This window comes from Deinococcus peraridilitoris DSM 19664, from assembly GCF_000317835.1.
Taxonomy (GTDB): Bacteria; Deinococcota; Deinococci; order Deinococcales; family Deinococcaceae; genus Deinococcus_A; species Deinococcus_A peraridilitoris.
Genome location: NC_019789.1, coordinates 92,108 through 116,113 on the forward strand (window position 1 = coordinate 92,108; position 24,006 = coordinate 116,113).

General features: G+C 62.6%; 22 protein-coding genes. 14 read left to right on the forward strand and 8 right to left on the reverse strand.

Going from position 1 to position 24,006, the window contains the following annotated elements; all coding sequences use genetic code 11:
- Nucleotides 1-72: 72 nt before the first annotated feature.
- The 8 genes from DEIPE_RS19155 to DEIPE_RS19190 all read left to right on the forward strand — a co-directional run bounded on the left by DEIPE_RS19155 (nt 73) and on the right by DEIPE_RS19190 (nt 9,500).
- The gene (locus DEIPE_RS19155) at nt 73-1,314 is read left to right on the forward strand and encodes an ABC transporter substrate-binding protein (protein WP_015231238.1); all 1,242 of its coding nucleotides are present in this window, start codon (nt 73-75) and stop codon (nt 1,312-1,314) included.
- 78 nt (nt 1,315-1,392) lie between these two features.
- Nucleotides 1,393-2,268 (forward strand): carbohydrate ABC transporter permease, encoded by an 876-nt coding sequence (locus DEIPE_RS19160; protein WP_015231239.1) that lies wholly within the window; start codon nt 1,393-1,395, stop codon nt 2,266-2,268.
- Nucleotides 2,269-2,387: 119 nt separating this feature from the next.
- On the forward strand, nt 2,388-3,182 hold the full coding sequence (locus DEIPE_RS19165; RefSeq protein WP_245557686.1) for a carbohydrate ABC transporter permease: 795 nt from the start codon (nt 2,388-2,390) through the stop codon (nt 3,180-3,182).
- On the forward strand, nt 3,179-4,483 hold the full coding sequence (locus DEIPE_RS19170) for an L-fucose isomerase (RefSeq protein ID WP_015231241.1): 1,305 nt from the start codon (nt 3,179-3,181) through the stop codon (nt 4,481-4,483). Before DEIPE_RS19165 ends, DEIPE_RS19170 begins: the two co-directional genes overlap by 4 nt.
- Nucleotides 4,480-5,358, forward strand: coding sequence for a PfkB family carbohydrate kinase (locus DEIPE_RS19175; protein ID WP_157449093.1), 879 nt, complete (start codon nt 4,480-4,482; stop codon nt 5,356-5,358). Before DEIPE_RS19170 ends, DEIPE_RS19175 begins: the two co-directional genes overlap by 4 nt.
- Nucleotides 5,330-6,361, forward strand: a complete 1,032-nt coding sequence (locus tag DEIPE_RS19180; RefSeq protein ID WP_015231243.1) for a tagatose 1,6-diphosphate aldolase — start codon at nt 5,330-5,332, stop codon at nt 6,359-6,361. The genes DEIPE_RS19175 and DEIPE_RS19180 overlap by 29 nt, the downstream gene beginning before the upstream one ends.
- Before the next feature lie 13 nt (nt 6,362-6,374).
- Nucleotides 6,375-8,561: a glycoside hydrolase family 31 protein gene (locus DEIPE_RS19185; RefSeq protein WP_015231244.1), complete on the forward strand. Its 2,187-nt coding sequence runs from the start codon at nt 6,375-6,377 to the stop codon at nt 8,559-8,561.
- Between the two features lie 18 nt (nt 8,562-8,579).
- On the forward strand, nt 8,580-9,500 hold the full coding sequence (locus DEIPE_RS19190; RefSeq protein ID WP_015231245.1) for an AEC family transporter: 921 nt from the start codon (nt 8,580-8,582) through the stop codon (nt 9,498-9,500).
- A 148-nt stretch (nt 9,501-9,648) separates the two neighbouring features.
- On the opposite strand, the gene DEIPE_RS25600 is transcribed toward DEIPE_RS19190, so the two are convergent.
- The gene (locus DEIPE_RS25600) at nt 9,649-10,443 is read right to left on the reverse strand and encodes an IS5 family transposase (RefSeq protein ID WP_015231246.1); all 795 of its coding nucleotides are present in this window, start codon (nt 10,441-10,443) and stop codon (nt 9,649-9,651) included.
- A 144-nt stretch (nt 10,444-10,587) separates the two neighbouring features.
- On the opposite strand from DEIPE_RS25600, the gene DEIPE_RS25105 reads away from it, so the two are divergent.
- From DEIPE_RS25105 to DEIPE_RS19220, 3 genes are all read left to right on the forward strand, one after another.
- Nucleotides 10,588-11,136: an AbrB/MazE/SpoVT family DNA-binding domain-containing protein gene (locus DEIPE_RS25105; RefSeq protein WP_245557674.1), complete on the forward strand. Its 549-nt coding sequence runs from the start codon at nt 10,588-10,590 to the stop codon at nt 11,134-11,136.
- Entirely contained in the window at nt 11,133-11,540 is a 408-nt protein-coding gene (locus DEIPE_RS19215) for a PIN domain-containing protein (RefSeq protein WP_015231248.1), read from the forward strand. Before DEIPE_RS25105 ends, DEIPE_RS19215 begins: the two co-directional genes overlap by 4 nt.
- 225 nt (nt 11,541-11,765) lie before the next feature.
- Nucleotides 11,766-12,728: a tyrosine-type recombinase/integrase gene (locus DEIPE_RS19220; protein WP_015231249.1), complete on the forward strand. Its 963-nt coding sequence runs from the start codon at nt 11,766-11,768 to the stop codon at nt 12,726-12,728.
- 95 nt (nt 12,729-12,823) lie between these two features.
- On the opposite strand, the gene DEIPE_RS19225 is transcribed toward DEIPE_RS19220, so the two are convergent.
- The 5 genes from DEIPE_RS19225 to DEIPE_RS19250 all read right to left on the reverse strand — a co-directional run bounded on the left by DEIPE_RS19225 (nt 12,824) and on the right by DEIPE_RS19250 (nt 18,213).
- A complete protein-coding gene (locus DEIPE_RS19225) occupies nt 12,824-13,108 on the reverse strand; it encodes a hypothetical protein (RefSeq protein ID WP_015231250.1) in 285 nt (94 codons plus the stop codon).
- 173 nt (nt 13,109-13,281) lie between these two features.
- Nucleotides 13,282-13,905, reverse strand: a complete 624-nt coding sequence (locus DEIPE_RS22625; RefSeq protein WP_052326829.1) for a ParA family protein — start codon at nt 13,903-13,905, stop codon at nt 13,282-13,284.
- A 296-nt stretch (nt 13,906-14,201) separates the two neighbouring features.
- Nucleotides 14,202-14,606: a hypothetical protein gene (locus tag DEIPE_RS19235; RefSeq protein ID WP_041231778.1), complete on the reverse strand. Its 405-nt coding sequence runs from the start codon at nt 14,604-14,606 to the stop codon at nt 14,202-14,204.
- Between the two features lie 594 nt (nt 14,607-15,200).
- The gene (locus tag DEIPE_RS19240) at nt 15,201-16,301 is read right to left on the reverse strand and encodes an IS4 family transposase (RefSeq protein WP_015231253.1); all 1,101 of its coding nucleotides are present in this window, start codon (nt 16,299-16,301) and stop codon (nt 15,201-15,203) included.
- A 724-nt stretch (nt 16,302-17,025) separates the two neighbouring features.
- Entirely contained in the window at nt 17,026-18,213 is a 1,188-nt protein-coding gene (locus tag DEIPE_RS19250; protein WP_015231255.1) for a cysteine desulfurase-like protein, read from the reverse strand.
- A gap of 614 nt (nt 18,214-18,827) precedes the next feature.
- Here DEIPE_RS19250 and DEIPE_RS19255 point away from each other — a divergent pair.
- Nucleotides 18,828-21,500, forward strand: coding sequence for a winged helix-turn-helix domain-containing protein (locus DEIPE_RS19255; protein WP_041231889.1), 2,673 nt, complete (start codon nt 18,828-18,830; stop codon nt 21,498-21,500).
- A 141-nt stretch (nt 21,501-21,641) separates the two neighbouring features.
- Nucleotides 21,642-22,334: a hypothetical protein gene (locus DEIPE_RS19260; RefSeq protein ID WP_015231257.1), complete on the forward strand. Its 693-nt coding sequence runs from the start codon at nt 21,642-21,644 to the stop codon at nt 22,332-22,334.
- Nucleotides 22,335-22,356: 22 nt separating this feature from the next.
- Here the strand turns inward: DEIPE_RS19260 and DEIPE_RS25715 are convergent, their stop codons facing one another.
- Nucleotides 22,357-22,530: a hypothetical protein gene (locus DEIPE_RS25715; RefSeq protein WP_245557675.1), complete on the reverse strand. Its 174-nt coding sequence runs from the start codon at nt 22,528-22,530 to the stop codon at nt 22,357-22,359.
- A 289-nt stretch (nt 22,531-22,819) separates the two neighbouring features.
- Nucleotides 22,820-23,140, reverse strand: a complete 321-nt coding sequence (locus tag DEIPE_RS23335) for a transposase (RefSeq protein ID WP_157449095.1) — start codon at nt 23,138-23,140, stop codon at nt 22,820-22,822.
- Nucleotides 23,141-23,173: 33 nt separating this feature from the next.
- Here DEIPE_RS23335 and DEIPE_RS19270 point away from each other — a divergent pair, with 33 nt between their 5' ends.
- Complete coding sequence (locus DEIPE_RS19270) at nt 23,174-23,959, forward strand: IS4 family transposase (protein ID WP_015231258.1); 786 nt, start codon at nt 23,174-23,176, stop codon at nt 23,957-23,959.
- Nucleotides 23,960-24,006 lie beyond the last annotated feature (47 nt).

Here is a 24,006-nt window from a genome sequence, read left to right on the forward strand (position 1 = left end):
GATCAACAACTTGTCCGATTGTCCGCCACACGTCTGGCACATTCCGGTGCCCCACCCCACTCAGGAGTAACCATGAAACACGCCCTCGCCATTGGTCTCGTGCTGCTCAGCAGCCAGGCATTCGCACAAACCACGCTACGCGTCTTCGTCGGCGGACAGCAGCGCCCGGACGTCATGAAGAAAATCTTCGCGGAATACGAAAAAAACAACCCTGGCGTCAAAGTCGAACTCGAAGTCGGCGGCGCCACCAGCGAAGCGCAACAACAGTACCTCTCCACCGTGCTCAACAGCGGCGATAAAAGCATCGACATCTTCTTGCTCGACATCGTCCGCGTCGCTCAGTACGCCCAAAGCGGCTGGGCCGAACCCCTTGACGCCTACATCCCCAACAAAAACAGCCTGCTCAAGCAGTACCTGCCGGCGTACGCCGCCGCCAATACCTACAACGGTCGCCTGTACGCGCTTCCAGCCTTCGCAGACGCCATGTTCCTCTACTACCGCAAAGACCTGCTGGCCAAGCACCGCCTCCTTCCTCCCAAAACCTGGGAAGACATGATCCGCATTTCCAAAACCATCGTCGAGAAAGAAAAGAACCCCAACCTGCGCGGCTTCTCCTACCAAGCCGCGCCCATTGAAGGCACCGTGTGCTCCTTCCTCGTGCCGTTCTGGGGGCAAGGTGGCAATCTCAGCAGCACCGGCCAGGTGAACATCGACTCACCGCAAGGCCAGAAAGCCATGCAGTTCCTCGTTGACCTTTCCAAAAAAGAAAATGTGGCGCCCAACAACAGCGCCGAAATCAAAACCGATGACACGCGCCGCCTCTTCCAATCCGGCAATTACGTGTTCGCGCAACTCTGGGCCTACGGCTGGAACAGATTCCAGGAGGATGCGGACAGCGCGGTGAAAGACAAAGTAGGCGTCGTGAAACTTCCTGCCTTCGCGGGAAGCCAGTCTTACTCGTGCCTGGGCGGCTGGGAATGGGCCGTGAGCGCCTTCAGTGCCAACAAGAAAGCCGCCGCGAGCCTCGTGCAGTACCTCGGCGGCAAGGAAGTCAGCAAAACCCTCGCGATCGAAGCCTCCAACCTCCCCGTCTTCCCTGCCCTTTACCGCGATGCCGACGTCCTCAAGGTCAACCCCTGGTTCAAAGACGCGCTGCCGACCGTGCAAGCGGCCCGCCAACGCCCTGTCTCCCCACGCTATCCGCAGATCAGCGCTGCCATCAACACGAACGTGAACGCCGTGATTGCCGGTGTCCGCAGCGTCGATCAGGCCCTCAAGGACATGCAGGACAAACTCAGCAGCCTGCTGAAGTAAGCACAGACACCACGACACGATCAAGGGGCGCCGAATGGTGCCCCTCAGGCTCTTCTTTTGCCTTATTGGAGGCTTCCCTTGATCCGCCGCGAACTTTCCGAACGGCAGCTGGCGTTCTGGCTTCTTCTGCCCGCAGTTCTACTTCTCGCCCTGGTAGTGGTTTACCCTGTCAGCCGATTGCTGTACACCAGCCTGTTCGACTACAGCATGGGGCCGGTCAATCCGCCTTTCATCGGCATGCACAATTACCTGGAAGCCCTGCGGAGCAGCGAAGTCATCAACGCCCTGAAGGTCACCGGCCTGTACGTCCTCGTGACCGTTCCCGGTGGCATGATCCTCGGCCTGATCCTCGCGCTGCTCGCCAACCTGCCCTTCCGGGTGAAGTGGCCCGTGCGGCTATCGCTGCTGCTGCCGTGGTCGATGAGCATGGCCTTCGCAGCCCTGATCTTCGCGTGGTTCTTCAACAGTGATTACGGCGTGATCAACGACGTCATCCGCCGTTTCGGTTTCGCTGCCCCCAACTGGCTCAGCGCGCCAGGCTTCGCGTTCTTCGCGACTTGCTTCGCCATCATCTGGAAAACCTCCTCCTTCGTCGCCCTGATTCTGTTGGCGGGCCTGCAAACCATTCCAAAAGAAATGTACGAAGCCGCGGACGTGGACGGCGCGCGGGCCTGGACCAAATTCTGGCGAATCACCCTGCCGTTGCTCAAACCTGCACTCATCGTCGCGGTCATCTTCCGCACGATCACCGCCATCCAGACCTTCGACGTGCCCTACATCATGACCAGCGGCGGTCCAGGTGATGTCACCACGACGATCGCCATGGTCATTCATGAGCAGACGCTCCAGTTCGGAAACTTCGGATTCGGAGCAGCCATTGCGGTCCTGCTGTTCCTGCTGAGCCTGATCATCACGAGCTTTTACCTGCGCCACATTCGCGGAGATGCCGAATGAACAATCCCGTACACACCGCAGCACAAGACCGCGCCGCGCGCGGCGCCTTCGGCGGAGCCAGTTGGAACAGCAGAAACACAGGCCGTCTGTTGATCTGGATCGCCGGAATTGCCGTGGTCATGAACGGCGTGTTTCCGTTGGTGTGGATGCTGCTGACCAGCCTCAAGCCCGAAGGTGAACTGTCCAGGCTGCCCATCACGTACTTCCCTGACGCCGTCACGCTGTCGAATTACGCTACGGTCCTCGGACTGAATCCCAACGACCCCTCACCGAAACCGTTCTGGCGCTGGTTTGGGAATAGTGCCCTCATCTCCTTGGTTTCCGCAGGCTTGTGCGTCTGGATCAGCAGCCAAGTCGCCTACGTGATTGCCCGCATGAACATTCGCGGCCGGGGAGTCATCCTCGCGGTGATTGCCGGCATCAGCATGTTCCCCCTCATCACGCTGATCGTGCCACTCTTCCAGACCATGCGTGCGCTCGGTCTGCTCAACACCCACCTTGCCCTGATCATTCCTTACACCGTCCTGAGCCTGCCCGTCTGCACCTTGATGATGGTGGGATTCTTCCAGCAGATTCCCCGTGACCTCGAGAATGCCGCGATGGTCGACGGCTGTACCCGCGCCCAGGCCCTCTGGAAAGTCGTGTTTCCTCTCTCCGCACCGGGCGTCTTCACCGCCGCCATTCTCGCCTTCGTGAACGCCTGGGAGGAGTTTCTGCTGGCCCTCACCCTCATTCAGCGTGAGGACATGCGCACGCTGGCCGTCGGCATCACCCTCTACCAAGGTGAATTTGCCTTTCCGTGGGCGCTCATCAGCGCCGCGCTGGTTCTTGCCATGGTCCCTGTCGCCGTCGTCGTGGTGATGTTCCAGGACCGCGTCGTCAGCGGACTGACCGCCGGAGGAGTTAAAGGATGAAACTCACGTACGTCCCGATTGTGCGCCCGATGTTCCGAGGGGCCCATATGGGCCTCCAGGAACGCACCGAAGCAGTCCTGCGCGACCTCGCGAACCAGTACGGATTTGAACTGCACGTCTGCGCGCCCATCGCGGAAACCGGTGAAACGCAGGCCACCTGCGACGTACTGCTCCAGACCCCACCAGATTTGCTGCTGATCCAGCATGTCACCTTTGCCACCGGGGACCTCGTCACCCCTCTGCTCGAACTGGACTTGCCGTCCGTCGTATGGGCGCTGCCAGAAGCATTCGAAGAAGGACGGCTGCCGCAAAACGCCTTGTGCGGCCTCAACATGACGCTCTCGCTGCCCGCCCAGCGAACCAAACCCGTCCGGTGGCTGTACGGCGCACCAGACGACGTGTCACTGCACACGCAACTGGTCACCTCGCTGAGGGGCGCCAGCGTCGCCCGCGAACTCAAGGATGCGCGCATCTTGCAACTCGGCGGCAGCGCGCCAGGATTTTACCGGATTGAAAGCGAACCCGTCGCGCTCAGCACCGTTGACCACGCACCGCTCCAGGAATTCATCGGCACGGTCGCCAACGCCGCTGCGGCCAGCACACCCCACGAGCCCAGTGACTACACCCCGGCTGCACTCGAGCAGGCCCTCAAAATCGAAACGGCCCTCGCGGACGCCGCGACAGGGTACGACGCGGTCGCGTTGCGCTGCTGGCCGGAAGTTCCCGAAGAACTGGGCTCCATGGCCTGCCTGGCCTGCGCGCGCCTCGCCGACCGAGGATTGCCCGTCGCCTGCGAAGGAGACACTTTTGGTGCACTCTCGATGCTCGCCGCCCAGAAAATCAGCGGTACCCCAGGCGCACTGCTGGACCTGACGCACACCAGTGCGGACGCGCTGATGTTCTGGCATTGCGGCAACGTCGCGCAGGAATGGGCGAGCGAAACCCGCATCGAGAAGCACTTCAATCGGCAGGTACCCGCCGTGCGCGGCATGACCCTCAAACCCGGCCCGGTGAGCGGGCTGCGTCTCCTGGAGGGAAACCGGGCCTTTGTCTTCAGCGGTCAGGTCGTCGAGCGTGAAAGCCGCTACGAAGGGGTCAGTGGCTGGGTGACGGACTTCCGCATTGCAGGCCAGAGCGTGACCAGTCAAGTCTTCCTCGCGAATATCCTCGAAAATCGCTTGCCGCACCACCTGGTGTTCGCGCTCGGACACTGCGAAGAAGAACTGCTGGAACTGTGCCTCTGGTTGGGCTACGAAGTTCTTCCTGCGCGCGAAGCAACCGGAGTGGTGCGGTGGTCGTGAGCACCGAAGCGACTGGCCGGGTGGTGTGCGGCGGATGGGCTTGCTGGGACGTGCGCCTGCGCGTCGCCGACTTCCCGCCGCGCCACGCCCGAACGGAAGTCACTTCGCGCCGGGAAGATGCCGGCGGACCCGCGACGGTTGCTGCAATGGCCGCAGCCAGTGTCGGTACGTCAGCACTGCTGGTCACGCACCTCGGACATGACTCGTACGGCGCACGCCTGCAAGACCGCTTGGCCGTCACCGGAGTGCAGCTGGGTCTACCCGCCACCGCCGGCTTCCAGACGCCAGTGAACACCATTCTCGTGGTCCCTGACGGTGAACGCTTCATTTTCCGCGAAGCCCAGAGTGAACCCGCGACGTCCCTGCCCCTTCTGAACCTCACGCGTCACGACGTTGTCCTGCTCGACTGCCGCGCTCCGCACCTGGCGAAACAGCTGGCCGAACAAGCCCGTACCGTCGGCGCCCGAGTCATCCTCGACTTCGATCGAGACGAACCTGCCGCTTGGGAACTCGCGCACCTGAGCACGCACATCATCGCGGATGAAGCAGTCACGCAGCACCTTGGCGGACTTGACGCGCTGCTCACCCAGCTTCCCAGAGCGGAAGTGGTCGCAGCCACCCTGGGCCCGCGAGGCGTCTGGACACAAACTGCGGTCATTCCGGCGTGCCAGGTACCCGTACTCGACACCACCGGCGCAGGCGACGTCTTCCATGGCGCATACGCGGCTGCCCTGCTTCACGAACACCCAAGCCCGCTTCACTTTGCTGCTGCGGCCGCCGCCGTGCGATGCGCGACAGGTGAACTCCCCACTGACGCTTCCACCACAACGCTTATGGAGAAGAACTATGACTCAGCAGAAACTTACGCCCGGTAAAGCCCGCTGTCTCGCCCGTCTTTCTGATGGCCACGGCCGTTTCGGTGTCCTGGCCGTCGACCAACGCCCACCATTGATGCAAGTGGCGGCACGCGCAACCGGGAAGCCCACCAGCGACGTCGACACAGAAGTCAGCGAACTCAAAGGCCTGCTTGCTGAAACCCTCTCCGACGTCGCGACCGGTATCCTCGTCGATCCGTACCTGGGCTTTCACACGGTCATGCCTCACGTGAAGCGCGACACCGGCTTGCTGATGACCCTCGAGCACCACGCGTTTCGTGAAGTCGAACGCGGACACCGCCTGAGCGGCGCTATTCCCGGCTGGACGGTCGAGCAGGCGGTGAAACACGGCGCTGAAGGCATCAAGGTGCTCGCCTGGTACCGTCCAGACGCGCCCGAAGACGTCAAAGCCCAGCAGCTCGCTTTCGTGCAGGAGATGGGAGACGCCTGCCGCGAATTCGACCGGCCTTACATCTTCGAAATCCTGCCTTACCAGCTCCAGGGTGAAAGCGATCAGGAATACGCTGCGCTCATCCCAGAACTCACGATGGGCGCCATTGAAGAGCTCAAGGATCCGGCATTCGGCGTTGACCTTTACAAGCTCGCTTTGCCCGTCGCACCACAACGCGTCAGCGAATGGGGTGGAAGTGGCAGCAGCGTCGCCGAAGCTGAACAGCTGATGCGTGAAATCACCGCGGCGCTGCCGGTCCCGTGGGTGCTGCTCAGCGGCGGCATGGACACCAACGCTTTCGTCGAAGCGATGCAAGCAGCTGCGCGTGCAGGCGCGCGCGGCTACATGGCCGGACGTGCCGTGTGGTCCGAGTCCCTCAAGCATTACCCGGACCTCGACGCAACCCGCAGCGCCCTCCGTCAGCAAGGCCGCTCCGCCCTGAGCCGCCTGAACGAAGTCCTGCACGACATCACACCACAAGCCATCACCACGGATTTCCGCATCAGCCCCACGGGTCACACGACGGCAGAACTTGTTCATGGCGATTACTGAACACGGAGACTTCATGACCAGCACCCAAAGCGCCCTTCCTACCCCCAGCACCACCACAGGCGGTTACAAAGTCACCGTCGATCCCCGCACCTTCAAAAGCGTGGAGAATGCCTCGTACCGAGACCAGGACACCCGTGGATTCACGCTGGATACCCCGAACGGCTCCCTGCGCGTCGCCTTTCACGCGCCGGGTGTGCTGCGACTGACGCTCGGCAGCGCTGATTACCCTGATTACGGCCTCGTCGTGCAGCAGGAGCAACCTGTCACAGCGACCATCACGCGCAGTGACACCGCCACCACCCTCACCTGCGGACCAGACGCCATCACGGTCACTCACGCCACCCTCTTCCTGCACATCACTCGCAACGGCAAAACACGTCTGAGCAGCAGCAACGATCTGCACATGGGCGGAGGGTTCCGCATTCCCACCGCCATCCGCGAAGGCGAGTGGAGTGGGCTCAGCTTCGAACTTCGGGCTGGAGAGCAGATTTATGGGCTCGGCGAGAAGTTCGGCCGCGTGAATAAGCGGGGCGAGCGTGTCATCAACTGGAACGAGGATGCGTACGGCGTCAACAGCGAGTACGCCTACAAGAATGCCCCCTTTGCGTGGAGTCCCTACGGCTGGGGCGTCTTCACCAACACCACCACCCGCGTCGTGCACGGTGTCGGCTTCCCGGACTGGTCGCACCGGGCGTACTGCCTGCTCAGCCAGGAAGAACGCCTCGACACGTTCGTCTTCCTCGGTGACTCTCCCGCCGACATCCTCACGGCATACGCCAACCTCACGGGAGGTGCTCCTGAAGTGCCTCGCTGGAGCCTGGGTGTATGGATGTCCCGCGCGTACTACCGCACGGCCGAAGAGGCCATGGAGATCGCGCAGGAAATTCGTAAACGCCAAATCCCCTGTGATGTCTTCACACTGGACGGTCGCGCCTGGCTGGAAGTCGACACCCGCTGCACTCTCGATTTCGACACCTCCCGCTACCCTGACCCTGCCGCCTGGATTCGTGAACTCAAGAGCCTGCACTACAAGTTGTGCGTCTGGGAGTACCCACTGATCTCCATTCGCAATGAACACTTTGCTGACCTGGCGGCCAAAGGATACTTCCTGAAAGACCGGCAGGGTGACACTTACGTGTACCACTGGGATCCCGCGCCGTTCGGCAGCCTGCTGACGCCACTGCCACCAAGCGGCCTGATCGACTTCACCAATCCCGAAGCGCGCGCCTGGTACAAAGCAAACCACAATAAGCTGTTCGACATCGGCGTGGACGTCATGAAAACAGACTTCGCCGAGCAGGTCCCCGAAGACGCCTACGCCAGCAACGGCGATGATGGTGTGCGGCACCACAACGCGTACGGCCTGCTCTTCAATCAGACTGTTTACGAAGCGACCCAGGAACGCGGCCCGAGCGGTGGGCTCGTCTGGGGACGCGCAGGCTGGACGGGCAGCCAACGCTACGCGCTCGGTTGGGGTGGCGACCCCCAAACGGACTGGGGCGGATTGATCGGCAGCCTGCACGGCGGACTGAGCTGGGGTCTCAGTGGTGTGCCCTACCATAGTCACGACATCGGCGGCTTCTACGGCCCGAAACCCGACGCGGAACTGTACGTGCGCTGGAGCCAGGTCGGCATGCTGGGCAGCCACGCGCGCTTCCACGGCACTACCCCTCGTGAACCCTGGTACTTCGGGGATGAAGCCGAAGGCATTGTCACGAACTGGGTGTACTTTCGGTACCGCCTGCTGCCCTACCTCGAGCGCCTCTGCCAGGAAGCCGTCGATCACCACCGCCCTGTGACGCGCGCCATGGCATACGCCTTCCCCAACGAGCCCGAAAGCTGGGCCTTCGAAGAGCAGTACATGCTCGGCGACGCACTTCTTGTCGCCCCGGTCGTGCAGAGCGGCGGCGAAGTTCGCGTTTACCTGCCTGAGGGCCAGTGGACGCATCTCTTCACGGGTGAAGTCTTTCAAGGTGGCCGGACGTACGACATCACCGCGCCTCTCGAATGGATCCCTGTCTTTGGTCGTGCCGGTTCCTACGTTCCACTCGGCCCCGCCGGACAACACACCGGAGAAATTGAAGCTGGCAGAATCACACAGGTCCTCGTGTTCGAGGAGCACACCACTTCAGAGCACATCCCCTTCGCCGGGCAGGAAGTTACCGTCGTCCGTGCTGGCACGCATCTCCTCGAACGCTGAGCACCTGGGAAGGACGGCATGGACACTCTGCTTTTCACGCTGAACGCCGTCCTTCCTGCGTTCTGCATCGTCGCACTGGGCGCGTTCGCCGGCAGGATGATGCCCGGCCTCGATCCCTTGCCGATCTCCAGGCTGGCGATGTACTTCATGACACCGGCCTTGATCATCTCGACGGCCGCGCACGCCTCCATTCCGGCCGACAACGCCAGCCGCCTCGCCATCGCATACCTGCTGTTCATGGTGGTGCTGGCGGTCGTGTGTTACCTGCTGGTGTGGAAGCAACCCAAAAAACGCCGCAACGGGGTTGTCGCGGCCAGTCTTTTCGCGAATACCGGCAATATGGGACTCTCGCTGTCCTTGTTCGCGTATGGAATTCCAGGGCTGGAGCGTTCGGTCATCATCTTCGTGCTCAGCATGCTGCTGATGTTCTCAATTGGCCCCGCGCTCCTCTCTGGCAACGGTGGGCGCTTCAGACAGCGGCTCCTCGAAGCCTGGAAATTACCACCCATCTGGGCGGCAGTGGTCGGCTTGCTGCTCAACACCACCAACACCGACCTCCCGGTGGTACCGGACCGGGTTCTTGAATTGCTGGGTGGCGCAGTCGTTCCTACCATGTTGTTGCTGCTCGGCATTCAAGTTGCCCGCACCTGGACTTGGAAACTCACCGCCATCAACTGGCCTGCCGTACTGCTCAAAAGCGCAGTCGCGCCCGCCCTTGCCGTTGGTGTAGGCCTGCTCCTCGGACTCCAGGGGTTGGACCTCGCCGTACTGACCCTCAGTGCAGCACTCCCCACCGCCGTGAACATCTTTGGAGTTGCCGTCGAAGTTGGCGGCGACTACGACGATGTCGGACGGACCATCTTTATTACCACCTTGACCAGCGCCTTCACCATCAGCGCCACCATCGTCACTTTTCACCAACTTGTTCCCATTCCGTAGGGACCTGGATCTCAGTACTCCACGACTTGGGTTGAGTGCTGTTCTGGAGCGGGAAAAGGTTTCATGACGAGGCTCAGGAGAGCTTGTCGCTCACCCGTGTCCCAGCGCAAGGCGGCAGCAAGGCGCTCCAAACCGTACCTGAGGAGGCTCACTGCACGGCGTCCGTGTTTTTTGCGTTTGATGGGCCGCTGCTGGTGACACCACACGCCGACACGCAAACACCACGCCAAAGCCAGCTTCCTGTACGATAACAGCCACACCAAAGTACGTTCCACTCGCCAGCAGTACGTCCCAAATGATTACTGGACTCGATGCCCCGTCGTGCGATCCGCGGGACGATGCCGCGCTGATACAACGCCGTGCGGCATCGTGAGTAGTCGTAGCCCTTGTCGGCGTGTAACTTGACTGGGCGACGCTGTGGCCGACCCCCCTTGCCGTTGCGTACACCCTGCACAGCAGCGAGGGTTGCCTCAAGCTGTCGGGAATCGTGCACGTTGGCGCCGCTGATCGTTACCGCCAGCGGAAGACCTTGCCGGTCGACGAGCAGGTGCAGCTTGCACCCGGCCTTGCCGCGATCTGTGGGATTTGGGCCGGTGGCGACGCCGCCGCGCGGTGCAGGGAGACTGGCCCAGTCGATGGAAGCACGCGACCAGTCGAGCGCACCCTGACGAGCAGCATAGTCGAGGACGAGGCGTAGGAGACGTGCCCAAACGCCTTGACGCAGCCATTCTCGGAAGCGGCGCTCGCGGGTCTGCCCACTCCCGAAGCCGAGAGCGAGAGGGAGCTGGCGCCATGGGAGACCCCAGCGGAGGATGTAGAGAATCCCCGCCAACGTACGGCGGGCATGGATCTTCGTTCGACCCCCGTGTGGTCGGGGTGTTTGAGCGGGAATGACGGTTTTCACGATGACCCAGAGATCGTCAGGGACGAGATGCTCGACCATTTTGCCAAGATACCGACACTTGTTCTGACCTCAGCCTCTAAAGAGACGCGTCGATTATAAGCAAGGCCGGCGCAGCCGGATCGGTGCTGAGCGCTCAGCACCGACTCAACCCAACAGCTTGCCCCAATTGAGAAGCGTCCGTTCGTGGATCTTTACAACAGGAGTAAGGGAACTCATTTCTCCCATGAATTGGAGTACGTATCGAAAGCCGGAAGAGGCAACATCCAACTCGACGGCCGAGGTCACGAGACGCTTATTCCACTCGTCCCTCTCGCTCGCCTGGAGCGGCGCCATGCTCCAGTGGACGCACGCTGCCGACTCATCAGGTTTTTTGTAATACAAATTACCACAAGGATAGGAAAACTGAGGGGAACTGGAGATGGTAGGGTGGGAATAGAAAAGCTAAGTGGCACATGTCAAAGGAGGGCTACGATGGAATCACGAGTGTACACCGCATCAATTACTGCAAAGGGACGAGTTGTAGTTCCCCAACCGCTCCGAGAATCCCTCAAAGTCAAGGAAGGTGACACTATCCTCTTCATTGAAGACGAGGTTGGCATCCGCGTCACCACCCGAGCCGCCCTGGTTCAGGAACTCGCCGGGAGCCTGGCTGAAGACGACGGGCGCGACTTCACCAGTGAACTCCTGCAGGAACGCCGCGAGGAAGCCGAGCGCGAAAAGGGACACGAGTGAGTGCCCGTCCTCTGCTGCTGGATGCGAGCGCCCTGATGGCCTTCTTCCGCAAGGAGCCCGGCTGGGAAGTGGTAGCCCAGGCCCTCACCGACCGGCACTGCCTGATCAGCAGCGCGAACGTCGTCGAGGCTGAAGGCAAGCTCGTCAGCGACGGCACGTTCACCGTGGATCGGGTGCGCCGCCGTTTCGGCGTCCTCACGCAGGTGCTCGAAGTCGTGCCCTTTCCCAGCGCCGCTCAGCATGCTGCCAGCTTCTACTATGCCCGGCGCCGCCCCTACAACCTCAGCCTCGGAGACGCCCTGTGCCTCGCCACTGCTGAACACCACGGCGCTGATGCCCTCACGGCTGAGAGCGCTTGGGCCAGCCTGCCCGACCTGCCCGTCCAGATACAAGTCATCCGGTGAGCAGTTGGAAATAAGGAATTTCCAGCCGAGGGCCGTCCGAGGCCACCGTTCAGCCTGCGTAGCGGGACGCACGACTCAGCGTCGCAAGAGTTGTCTGAACTCAAAATTGCGGGCTGACCGGACCATCTTGAAGGCTTTCAGCACGACTACTGGAGCCTGCGATAAGACACTGGTTGCGACAACTGCTCTTATCGCAACCAAAAAGAGCGTAAGCTGAGTGGACCCATGACCCTCGTGCCGTACGCTGCGACACCCCTCGCGCGCGCAATGCCCCTGACCGCCCTGCCCGAAGACGAACTGCGCCGCCGTGCCGTGACCTGGGCCCGCGACCGCGAATTTGACGGCCTGTGGCAGCTCACGGAAGCGTACCTGACCGTGTATGGCCCCAACGGTGGCCAGGTCAGTGCCCACACCCTGCGAGACTACAAACGCGGCGTCCGGGTGCTGCTCGATGAAGGGCAGTTCGACCTGCTGCGGCCTGGCCGTGACGCGGGCGCCCTGTACCTGCGCAGCCTCGAGAATGAAACGGCCTCAAGGCGCGCCTTGCGACCATCCACCGTGCAGAACCGCCTCGCGGCCGCCAAGTGGCTGTACCGGGCCTTGCGCTGGGCGGGCGCGACCACAGCGGATCCCTTCGAACATCCCCGGCCGGTGAAGGACACGGTCGATCCGTCCGACAAACGCGACGCCTACACGCAGGATGAACTCGAGCGTCTGTTGCAGATCGCCGGGCCGCGCGACCGGGTGATCATCCTGCTGTGCGCCTACGCCGGGCTGCGCAACAGTGAAGTGCGCGCCCTGCGCTGGGACGACATCGACTTCGCACGCCAGCAGTTGACCGTGCAACGTGGCAAAGGACGCAAGCCGCGCAGCGTCACCCTGGCGCTCACCTTGACGCGCGCCCTGCGGGCCTTGCCCAGACGGCCGGACGGGCTGGTGATCGGCTTGAGTTCCTACGGGCTGCGCAAACGAGTCAGGAAACTGGCGGTGATCGCGGAGATTCCCGAGAAGGCGCTGCGTGGGCGTGGCGTGCACGCTTTGCGGCATTACGCGGGCGTGCGCCTGATCGAGGAAACCAACGACCTCGACCTAGTTGCGCAGTTCCTCGGTCATGCGAACATCCAGACCACCCGAACGTACACCAAGCGGGCCGATAAACGCCAGAAGAAAAGCGTGGGTGTGTGGTAGTCAACCGAGGTCACCTTGGTGCTCAGCCTTCACTGCACCACGGATCCACCCGCCAGCAAGCCCCGGCAATGATGCCGGGGCCTCCATGGCATCACTTACCGGTTGAGGCGCTCACGCAGCATCAACAGCAGTTTGCGTTGCGTGTCCTCGTCGTGCAGGGTCAGGCTGATCCAGGCGGCGACGAGCATGTCGGCGGAGGGCTTGCGACCGATGCGTTTCTTGTTGGTCAATAAGAACGCTTCCAGTTCGTCCTTGAGGCTTTCCGGGACACGCCCGGTAATGCCGACCTTGCGTTCCTGAAGACTCGACAGCTCATCGAGTTCGGCGAGTGCGTCCCGGACGCCAGACTGCTCTACCGCCGCTTCGGCAGCCTCAGTCATCTGGGCGGTCTCCCGCTCAGCAGGTTTGGCTGATCTGGTCCCCGGAGCCGTTTTGCCTGCTGACGCCTTGCGCCCTCTTGCTGGTGGCGTCCCGCGTGCTGTGGCTTGATCGACAGGCTCACTTTCGACGGGAGCATCGGCGGTGTCACGATTTCCTCTCAGGTGTCCGAAAGTCACAAGGCACCTGCAGGCGCGGCCAGGCGCAACTCGTCGAATACCCGCTCGTAATCGTACCAGCCGAGCCGGCCGTACTTGCCCATGTTGCTCGCAAGTTTGCCACTGTTGACGGCGTGCTTGAAATCTTCGGTGTGGCGGACGGTCTGCCTGATCGTTTTCACGCCCAGTTCCTCGATTTCACGGCGCGCCTCTTCCACGAGCCTTTTGTTGTGCGGGGTTGTCTGCACGAACAGTGCGCGCAGCTTGGCGAGCGTGGGGTCGACGGTTTTGATGGCGTCTGCTGTCTGGAGCATACTCTCGAGGGTCATCATTTCGACGATGGCGGGCACGACCAACACGTCCGCGTCGTTGTAGGCGTCGATGATGCCGTCACCGGTCAAGCCACCTTTCTGGTCGATGACAAAATGCTCATGGCTGCGCGCCAGGCGCAGTGAGCCGCCATAGTCCGTCACGGTGAAGGGAAGCTGCTCTCCCCCACGAGCTTTCCACGAGATCGAGTGCTTCGCGTCGTCCATGTCGATCAGCAAAGTCTTGCCGTGACGTGCGAGCAGCGCGCTCAGGTGGATGGCCGAGGTAGTTTTTCCACAGCCTCCTTTTTTTGATGTGAGCGATATAACCATCAGTTCATTGTGACACATCTCTGGCTGATCCTTGCTGGACCTGATGCGAGAGCAGAATACGTACCGATAATGCACAATTGCAGACTTCTGCAAAATGAACCAATATTCTGCATTTGCAGAATATTGAACTACCAAGCTTTACACTCCGCCGACTTTTTAAACCATATACTGCCTGTCTCCATGGCAGGCCCTATACAGCCGTAAATCCCTGCAGAAAGCCCAGTGGACTGTTACGCGGGAGATTGCCAATAGCGGCGGTTGAGCCAGCGAGCCGTCTGCGTAGGATAAACAATCGCCTAGCGCAGGTTAACCGTCGCGCCGTCATCTTCCACTTGCGTGCGGAGCACGTCATCACCTTCAGGAACGCCACGTGACGCCCAGCATGGTAGTGCCCGCACGCGCGGCGCGTCTGAAGATTCGTCCAGGATGATCACGGCAATGTCCGCCAGGGCGATGGTTTGCTCCTGTACAGGGGGGAAGTCCACCCACCAGTGCAGGGTTCGCCGGTCGGGGTCGACGCGGCTGCCGATCCGCTGGTCGCGGACAATCAAATACAAGGACATGCTCAAGTACAGGCTGCCCAGCCCGCCGAACGCCAAAGCGAGCAGGGGTGGGCCGTTCATGCTGAAGGCGAGCACCACGAACCCCGCGCTCAGGACGATGGTGAAGTAGTGGGGTGGCCAGGTCCGCGCGCCGCTCACAGGAGAGGGACACAGGTCGGGCAGGAGGGTGCCGCATGCCTTAAGGATACGCAGACAAGTACAGTGAGCCGTGCGAAGACCAATCGTCGAGCGTTTCAGGGACGGTGTGGGCTCTGCCGTTGTCGGATCGAGACCGTCAGCCAACGACTGTAAGAATGATCCCACCCTGTTTCTCCTTCAGCTGCACAGACCTTGGCCGCATGACGCAGCTGTCCAACATCACGTCCATGCCCTGCACGCTCTCGCGGTCCACCCGCGCGCATCACCTGCAAGGGGTGTGCCATTCGGTGCGTGGTGTTCACGTCGAACGTGCAGATCACGCCGTCCGCACCGACGTTCAGTGGGTAAACCCAGGGTACGGACCGCCGCGCCTTCCGAGGCTGCGCGCAGTCGTCATCGCAGAAATACGCTACAGGAACCGAATTTTCATGTTTCAGTCTGGTTTTGAAGGGAGGTGAGCTGTCAGCAGCTCGGCCAGAGTTGAAAGCACCTCGACATGATCGGCCCCACCAGCGCCTCCGGACAACTGTTTCGCACGTAACGCTTCGTCAAGCCACACGAGCGGTTCCGTCGCGGCAACTACCCGCGCGGACCTCAGTACCCCACAACTTGGATTGAGTGGTGTGCTGGAGCGGGAAAAGGCTGCATGACAAGCGCCAAAAGTGTCAGGCAGTCACTCGTGTCCCAACGCAAAGAAGCGGAAAGAAGCTCCAGGCCGTACCTGACGAGGCTCACTGCACGGCGTCCGTGTTTTTTGCGTTTGATGGGCCGCTGCTGGTGACACCACACGCCGACACGCAAACACCATGCCAAAGCCAGCGTGACTACCCCGAACAAGCGTTCCAGCCGATCCGGCCTGGTCATGGCACTCGCCTCCAGGTCGAAGCCTCTGGATTTCTGAGTGCTGAAGGTACACTCCACGGTCCAGCGCAAACGATACACCGCCCGCGTCTCGTCGATCTTCAGGTCGGTCGCCAGGGCGAGCAGTTCCCCGGCGTCGGTGCGGGTGACGACCAGTTGCATGACGTTGCCGTACACATTCGCTTTTTCGAGCAGCGCGACCACTTGTCCGGGCTGCACGTACCCCCAGCCCTCGTCGAGCCGCACGTCGTCGATCCGAGCGTCACCTCGGATGCGCAGGCAGCGTTTGATGCCGCGCCGCCTCAGAAACGTGAACCACGCCGCCCCGACGAACTCACGGTCGGCAACCAGAACACGCCACCGCTTCGCGGGCAAGACCTTGAGAAGTTGAGCGACCAAACGCTCACGCACTCCGGTGTCGCTGCTACCCCCGTGCGGCAAGGCCATCCACACGAGGGGCAAGGTGAAGCCTTCAAGCACTACGCCCAGCACAAGGAGGTTCAGGTCGGCTTCGCCGTGTTCCCAGTTCGTGCGGTCCATGGTCATGACCAGCTTCTCGTCGGGCAGCAGTGGCACGAGGAGCTTCAAGAAAACGTCGCGATCGAGCTGAGGGTCGTGTAGGCAGCGCTCGACTCGGCGCAGCTTGCTGACGGCACCGACTGTGCCGGGCAGATGGAGGGCAAGCTGGGCGTGCTTGGTCGAGCGAGCTTGAATCAGGGCGGTGACGACGTCGGCGAGGCGTTGCAGGGTATCTCGGCGTAGGAATGGCAGATGGTGCTTGATGACCTCGCCGAGCTTGGTAGGATCAGCCAGAGCGGCTTCTTGGAGCGACACACTCCCTTGATGCCGCTCTTCTTGTGTCTACGCTGCGATCAAATCGCCCTTCAGGACGTTACCCGAACCAAGTTGTGGGGTACTGAGCGCGCGGACTCAACGAGCGCTTCGAGGGGTGCGGGAATCCAGGCCAGCAGCATGCCAGTCGTGTCGAAAGAAACGAACGCGAACCAGGTGTCCCACGGAGGGAGGTAGATGTTATCAATAACGCCGTTCGAAGCGGGCGCTCCTTCGCCTATATCCATATCCGCGTGTGACAGGACGCCAAGGATGCGGCCAGGCAACAGGTCGAAAGGGACCTGTTGCCTGGCCAGGAGCGCAGCGCGGCGCTTCACCAGCCCGGCAATCCATTCAGGGTGGAGTTCCCCATACCTCCACGCTTCCGGAGATTCGGGTGGTCGCAGCTCAGGCGCGCGGAGGGTGAGCGTCGTCGGTGCTCCGTCCAACCGTGAAGTACACCAGGCGTGGGTTTGCCACAGCGCGCCTGGAAGCTCGACGGACATTCTCACCTGATGAGTGTACACACGGCGGGCGGGCCCAAAGGACAGTCGCGGCCCAAACACCTATTGTCTTCGTTGCAGACGACCGGGTGCTGTCGACTCGCTCTTTCGGCGCTGAAGATCGCCCAGTAGCGGCGTCGCCAGCCGGGACTGGGGTTTGGGTGAATGGCGGTCAGTGCCTCCGAGTGGTACCCGATGAGATGACGGGAAGCGGGGTCCTTCCCTCACCGGAGCGCGTTCAGTAGCCGCTCCACGTCCTCCATGCTGGTGTAATGCGCGATGCTCGCTCGGGCTACGCCCGCCGGGTAGAGGCCCAGGTCCGTCATGGGCTGCACGGCGTAGAAATGCCCTGCGGACAGATCGATGCCCTGTTCGCTGAGGCGCGTGGCCGTCTGTTCCGGCGCTTCGCCAGCCACCCGGAAGGCGACCGTGCCAACGCGGCGCTCCATCTCCTGTGGGCCGTATACCGTCACGTTCGGTCGGGCCACCAGTCCAGCCAGCAGGTGCGTGGCCACCGGTTCTTCCAACTCGCGGATGCACTTGGCCGCTGTATTCAACGCCTCACGGGTCAGGTCGCTCGCGCCACCCAACTCACGCAGGTAATCCAGGGTGCCCAGCCAGCCCGCCAGCAACTCGAACTGGGGGGTGCCGTGCTCCAGGCCGTGCACATCGGCGTCCGGGAAGAACACCAGTTTCGGCCAGGGCAACTCCGCGCGTAACTCAGGGCGGATCCACAGCGCACCCAGGTGTGGTCCGCACACCTTGTACATGCTGAACGTCACGAAATCAGCACCCCACGACTGCACGTCCGGAAACTCGTGCGGTGCGCTCTGCACCGCGTCCGCAAACGTCCATGCCCCCACCTCGCGGGCCAGGGCCGTGACCGCGCGAATATCCACGGTGCTACCGAGCACGTTGCTGGCCGTGGTGACCGCCACCAGCCGCGTGCGTGGTGAGAGCAGCACCTTGAGGTCCTCCAGGTCGAGACGAAGGTCCGGGGTGCGTGCATGCCAGACGTTCACGCTCACACCGGAGCGTTGCAGGTCACGCCAGGGGCTGGCGTTCGCCTCGTGCTCCAGCCCAGACACGATGACCTCGTCGCCCGGTCCCCACAGGCGCGTGAAGGCAGTCGCCATGCGGAAGGCCAGCGCCGTGGCGCTGGGGCCCAGCACCACGTCCTCAGGCTGAGCGTTGAAGAACAACGCTGTGCCCTCGCGCGCGCGGTGCTTGATGTTCAGCATCTCGCGGCCAGGCTGGTGACCGATCATGCTGTTGATGGCGCCGTAGCGGATCAGGTGTCGGGTGACGCCGTCAATCGCGTGCTGAGGCAGGAGTGAGCCGGCCGCATTGTCCAGGTAGACCCGGCCGTTGGCCAGCGAGGGGAACTGCGCGCGAATCTCGGTGCGGTTCATGGAGGGGAGTATAGGCGAGGGCAACAATCATGCGACCGGGACGTTCCTGCACGAGGTCGAGGATGCGCCGTGGCGTGATCAGCTCCCTTTACCGGTTGCTGTGAAGATGGGCACGCGGAAACCTGCTCCACTACCGTCCACGGAGAACGCGATGGTCGCCGCGACAGAGCCAATTGCGTGGTTGGACTCGCCCCTGTGGGTGGGGGTGTTTGTGGTGGACGTACCGATGGATGGGTTCCAGGATCATGCGCTTGGTAACCCATGCGTCGCCCGATGTCTGCGAGCGTCGCGCCCACACCTGCAATCAGTACGAGCGCCACCGCGGCCCACTACGCGACTGTCAGGCGCCCACCAAGCAGTACCACTCCGAATATCGCCGCTACGGCCCGGAACAGGCTCACCAGGACGCCGAACGTTCACGCAGGCACCTGCCGCAATGCCAGCCTGTGGTCGGACCACTCTCTTGGGTATGGCCGCCGAGTGTCATTCGGGGTTTGCCGTAGTCACTGACCGACCATCACCTTGACGGCCACTGTGCGGTACCCTGAACTTACCGTGCCCAGCGGTGCAACGACAGCATGCCGCTCGCGTTCCTCAGCGAGGCTCATCTCCTCGTGACCAATCCAATTATCGAGTCCAAAATCCGTGTTCCCTGGCCGCGTCGCTCGCTCGTGTCGCGATCCCGACTGCTTGATCGGCTCGACGCGGGCCTACACGCCAAACTTACCCTCGTCTCGGCTCCCGCTGGCTCTGGGAAAACCACCCTTATCAGCACCTGGGCGGCCGCATCGTCGATTCCCGTCGCGTGGCTCTCCCTCGACCATGACGATAACGACCCGACGCGGTTCCTGACGTACCTCATCGCCGCGCTGCGCGAAGTGGCCGCAATCGGCGATGAAGCGCAGCGCACGGCACGGACGGCTTCACCACCGACGGTAGAGATCCTCACGACGGTGCTCAATGACGTTGGACGCCTCGCACGCCCGCTCGTCCTGGTGCTGGACGACTACCACGTCATTCACCGCGAGGCGGTCCACCACATGCTCGACTTCATCCTCGCGCACCAGCCACCGCACCTCCACCTGCTCCTCACCACCCGCGAGGACCCACCCTTACCGCTCGCCAGACACCGCGTCCGCAACGACCTCAACGAGCTCCGCACGCCCGAGTTGCACTTCACTACCACAGAAGCCGCGGCCTTCCTCAACGACGTCATGCACGTCAACCTGGAGCTGGAAGACGTCGCGACCCTCAGCGCCCGCACGGAAGGCTGGGTGGCAGGCCTGCAACTCGCCGCACTGTCCCTGCGTGACCAACCGAACCGCTCGGCCTTCGTGCAGGGCTTCGCCGGGAATGACCGCCTCGTGCTGACGTACCTCGTCGACGAAGTCCTCGCGCATCAACCCCAAGCCGTCCGGCAGTTCCTGCTGCACACGGCCCTGCTGGACCACCTGAATGGACCCCTGTGCGACGCCGTCACCGGGCAGACAGGAAGCCAGAAGCAGCTGGAGACGCTCGAACGGCAGAACTACTTCCTCGTTCCTCTCGACGGCAGGCGTCACGCGTACCGGTACCACCACTTGTTCGCCGAGGCCCTACGGGCACGCCTCCACGCCGAGCAACCCGGGCAGGCGCGTTTCCTTCACCGCCGCGCCAGTGCTTGGTTCGAGCAGCACGACCTGCCTGAGGACGCCATCCGGCACGCTCTTGCTGCTCAGGACTTCGAGCGTGCCGCGAGCATGATCGAACTGGCCGTTCCCAAATTGCGTCGAAGTCTGCGCGAAGAGGCCATCCTGGGGTGGCTTAACGCGCTGCCGGATGATCTTCTGCGTGACCGGCCGGTCCTGAGTGTGCATCACGCCAAGGCGCTGCTGCGCACCGGAGACCTCCACAAGGTTGAAGTCAAGCTCCGCACGGCGGAACGCTCGCTGGGCGCACCTGACATGGTTGTCGTGGACGAGGCCGAGTTCCGGCGTCTCCCGGCCGAGATCGCCGTGTACCGCGCTGCGACGGCCATGACGCTCGGCACGGTCGGTGAGGCAGAACGACACGCGCAGCACGCGCTTCACCTCACGCCCAACGAGGACCACCTCGCGCGTGGCGCCGCGAGCGGTTTCCTCGGCCTGACCGCCCTTCACACCGGGGATCTTGAGGCGGCGCGGGGCTGGTGGGCGGAGGCGGAGATGCACCTGCTTCGCGCCGGGCACACTCCAGATGCGATCGGCACTGTGCGCGTCCAGGCGGACATCCTCGTCACGCAGGGTCGTCTGCGTGACGCGCTGCACACATACGAGCGTGGCCTTCAGGTGGCGCATCCGGCCGGCGAGGCGATCGTACGGGGCTCGGCGGACATGCACGTCGGCATGAGCGAACTTTACCGGGAGTGGAACGACCTGACGGCCGCACGGCAGCACCTCCAGCGGAATGACATGCTTGGCCCACTGTTGGGGCTGCCGCAGCACGAGTGGCGTGCCCGCGTGGCTCTTGCGGGCGTGCACGCGGCGCAGGGTGAGCTGGATGACGCGCTGCGTCTGCTCGACGAAGCTCAAGGGCGGTACGTACCCGACTTCTTCCCGGTCGTCCGCCCCATACCAGCCATGAAGGTGCAGATACTGCTCGTACACGGCCACTTGCGAGGCGCGGAGGACTGGGTGCGGGCCGCGGGTGTGACCCCGCAGGATGACGTGACCTACGTCCGTGAGTTCGAACTCGTCACGCTGGCACGCGTCCTGCTCGCACGCGCCAAAACGGACGTCGTGAACCACACACCGCACGACATCCAAGATCTTCTGACGCGCCTTGAGCGGGCGGCGGTGAAGGGTGGCCGCAACGGGAGCTTGATCGAGATTCTGGTCCTTCAGGCGCTTGCGCTCGACGCTGAGGGTGAGGGCGCGAACGTGCTGATTCCGCTGGGGCGCGCACTCGAACTGGCCGAACCAGAGGGCTACGCACGCTTGTTTCTGAGGGAAGGCGCCAGGATGACGGGGCTCCTCAATCGAGCGAAAAAGCGAGGCATCACGCCCTCGTACGCTCGTGACCTGCTCGCCGCGCTGGACCCCACCACCCCTGCGCCCCGCCCAGCTGCATTCACGGGCGAAACGCTGAGTGACCGTGAGCTCACTGTGCTGCGCTGGCTCGCTTCCGACCTGAGCGGGCCGGACATCGCCCGCGAGCTCGGGGTGTCGCTCAACACACTACGAACGCACACAAAGCGAATCTACGACAAGCTCGGTGTACACGACCGACGCGGGGCCGTCCGCCGAGCGCGGGACCTCAACGTCATCTGATCGACACGCCGTCTCCGGCAGCGCAACCCAGGCAGGGCGCCTCTGCCGTGACGGTCACCACATGTGGTGACGCCACGTCACCATGTCGCTACCTATCGTGCGTTCGCGGTCAAGGGAACGGGCCACGCAAGGAGGACGCATATGACGATCACACAAGCAGGACTGTTGCGCACGGGAGGAGCCGCGGCCGCGACCGCTGGGCTGCTATTCATGATGGTGCAGACGCTTCACCCGGCCGAGGTGGTCACGAACGTCGCCACCCCGCGCTGGGCGGTCGTACATGACCTGACGATGCTAATGGCAATTTTGGGGTTGTTGGGTGTCTCGGCAGTGTATGCGCGTCACGCGCGGCGCGCAGGCTGGGTTGGGTTGGTGGGGTTTTTGTTGCTGTTCACGTGGCTGGTGCTCGTTTCGGCCTTCACATTCGTCGAGGCGTTCATCCTGCCGCTGTTAGTGGTAGACGCGCCCCGTTTCGTGGAGGCCGTTCTTGGGATCTTCAGTGGTCAACCTGGGGAGATGGACCTCGGACTGCTTGCAGCGGCCGGGCCGTTATCCGGGGTGCTGTACATTCTGGGAGCGCTCGGGTTCGGCGTGGCGACGATCCGCGCGGGTGTCCTGCCGCGGGGGGCGGGCGGGTTGCTGGTAGTGGCGGCGCTGGCGCCACTTGCGGTGTCGGTTCTGCCGCACTCCTTTCAGCGCATCGCGGCGGTCCCAATGGGACTCAGTTTGCTCTGGTTGGGGTTGGCGTTGTGGTGGGAGCGGCGTGTTGAGGTGACCGGAAGCGTCCATGATCGAGACAGCGGCGAGGTTGATTCGAAGCGATGGAGTGCCTGATCGTCCGGAGCAGGGACGGCAGTTATGCGTCATCGACACCTTCACCCTGGAACGCGTCGAACGACACCGGCTGCTCGTGCGTCCGCAACGCTCCACCATCAGTCCCTTCTGCACCCAACTCACCGGCTTGCGGCCGCAGGACGTGGAGGACGGCCTGACCTTCCGGGATGCCTGCATGACGCTTGAACGTCAGCATCGCGCTTCTTCGCGTTCATGGGTGAGTTGGGGGGAGTACGACCGCAAGCAGTTCGAGCATCAGTGCCGGGTCGAGCGCGTCCCGTTCCCCTTCTCGTCGCAATATACCAACGCCAAGACGGCGTTCTCGCGAACGTTTGATCTCAGGAAGAAGCTGGGGATGCACGAAGCACTTCAACTGGCGGGCTTGTCGCTGGAAGGGCGTCATCATCGAAGGGACGATGACGCGTGGAACCTCGGAGCGCGAGGGTGTCAAGGGAAGTGGCTCTTCCGCAATCTGCGTGCTGAAGTCAGGCGGCCAGCAGAACCTTTTTACGCAGCAGCTCGAATGATCCCCGACCAAACATCTGGCGTTTCACCAGCTTCAAGCGGTTCGCCACGCCCTCCGTGGGGCCGTTCGACCACGACGTCGAGCAGGCTGCGACGAGGGCGGACCATTCATACCGCAAGCCGTCCACGAATGCCTGAAGCGATTTCAAGCCGCTCTGCTCCACCTCGTCACGCCAGCTTCCCAACAGTTCCGGAGTACGTTCCAGCAGTGCCCGCACGAGCGTCCTGGTCAAACGACAAAGCTCAGCCAGCTCAGGGAACGTCGACAACAACAGCGCCACTACCTGCCGCTGTCTTGGGCAGAACGGACGCCCATGAGGACGCCTGCCCGCAACTGGGAGTACGGCGAGACGGATCTCAACCTCCTTGTGCTTGGCGTGGTCATCGAAGGCTTCACCTTGCCGCTGGTGTGGACGGCCCTGCCGCACGGCGGGAGTAGCGACACGGCGGCTCGTTCTCGTCTGGTCGCCCGTCTCTTGAAGGTGCTGCCCGCGAAGCGGTGGTGCGCTCTGGTCGCGGACCGCGAATTTATCGGCAGCGAGTGGTTCACGTTTCTGCGACGTCGCAAGATCAAGCGGTGCCTGCGCATTCGGGCGGACACGCAGATCGACGGTCTGCGGCTCGATGAGGGCTGGGCGTACGTCGAGCCGGGACAGGTCGTTGGCCTGCTGGAGAAAGCCAACATCTTCGGCTCAATCATGCAACTGGTCGTGACGCGCACCCCAGATGGCGAACTGCTGGCGCTTGCGACAGACTTGAAAATTGACGAGACCAGAGCGATGTACCGCTTACGGTGGACGGTGGAACGTACGTTCAGCTCGCAAAAATCCAGGGGTTTTGACTTGGAGGGTTCAGCGATGACAAGGTCGGATCGACTTGAGCGCTTGTTCGGCGTGGTGACGCTGGCGCTGGTGTGGTGCCTGAGAGTCGGGGTGTGGTGTCACGCGACTCGACCGATCAAGCGCAAACAGCACGGTCGAAGGGCGGTGAGCCTCGTGAGGTACGACCTTGAACGCCTCGCTGCCGCTCTACGTTGGCAGACAGACGACCAAGCCGCACTGCTGGGTCTCGTCATGCAGCCTTTTCCCGCTCCTGCATGATATTCACCTCAAAATGTGGGGTACTGAGGCTTCGATCATGCAGCAGC

Coding starts and splice junctions, on each gene's coding strand:
- DEIPE_RS19155 (WP_015231238.1), top strand. CDS start 73: ATGAAACACGCCCTCGCCATTGGTCTCGTGCTGCTCAGCAGCCAGGCA.
- DEIPE_RS19165 (WP_245557686.1), top strand. CDS start 2,388: ATGAACGGCGTGTTTCCGTTGGTGTGGATGCTGCTGACCAGCCTCAAG.
- DEIPE_RS19170 (WP_015231241.1), top strand. CDS start 3,179: ATGAAACTCACGTACGTCCCGATTGTGCGCCCGATGTTCCGAGGGGCC.
- DEIPE_RS19180 (WP_015231243.1), top strand. CDS start 5,330: ATGACTCAGCAGAAACTTACGCCCGGTAAAGCCCGCTGTCTCGCCCGT.
- DEIPE_RS19185 (WP_015231244.1), top strand. CDS start 6,375: ATGACCAGCACCCAAAGCGCCCTTCCTACCCCCAGCACCACCACAGGC.
- DEIPE_RS19190 (WP_015231245.1), top strand. CDS start 8,580: ATGGACACTCTGCTTTTCACGCTGAACGCCGTCCTTCCTGCGTTCTGC.
- DEIPE_RS25600 (WP_015231246.1), bottom strand. CDS start 10,443: ATGGTCGAGCATCTCGTCCCTGACGATCTCTGGGTCATCGTGAAAACC.
- DEIPE_RS19220 (WP_015231249.1), top strand. CDS start 11,766: ATGACCCTCGTGCCGTACGCTGCGACACCCCTCGCGCGCGCAATGCCC.
- DEIPE_RS19225 (WP_015231250.1), bottom strand. CDS start 13,108: ATGACTGAGGCTGCCGAAGCGGCGGTAGAGCAGTCTGGCGTCCGGGAC.
- DEIPE_RS22625 (WP_052326829.1), bottom strand. CDS start 13,905: ATGGTTATATCGCTCACATCAAAAAAAGGAGGCTGTGGAAAAACTACC.
- DEIPE_RS19250 (WP_015231255.1), bottom strand. CDS start 18,213: ATGAACCGCACCGAGATTCGCGCGCAGTTCCCCTCGCTGGCCAACGGC.
- DEIPE_RS19260 (WP_015231257.1), top strand. CDS start 21,642: ATGACGATCACACAAGCAGGACTGTTGCGCACGGGAGGAGCCGCGGCC.
- DEIPE_RS25715 (WP_245557675.1), bottom strand. CDS start 22,530: ATGCTGACGTTCAAGCGTCATGCAGGCATCCCGGAAGGTCAGGCCGTC.
- DEIPE_RS19270 (WP_015231258.1), top strand. CDS start 23,174: ATGAGGACGCCTGCCCGCAACTGGGAGTACGGCGAGACGGATCTCAAC.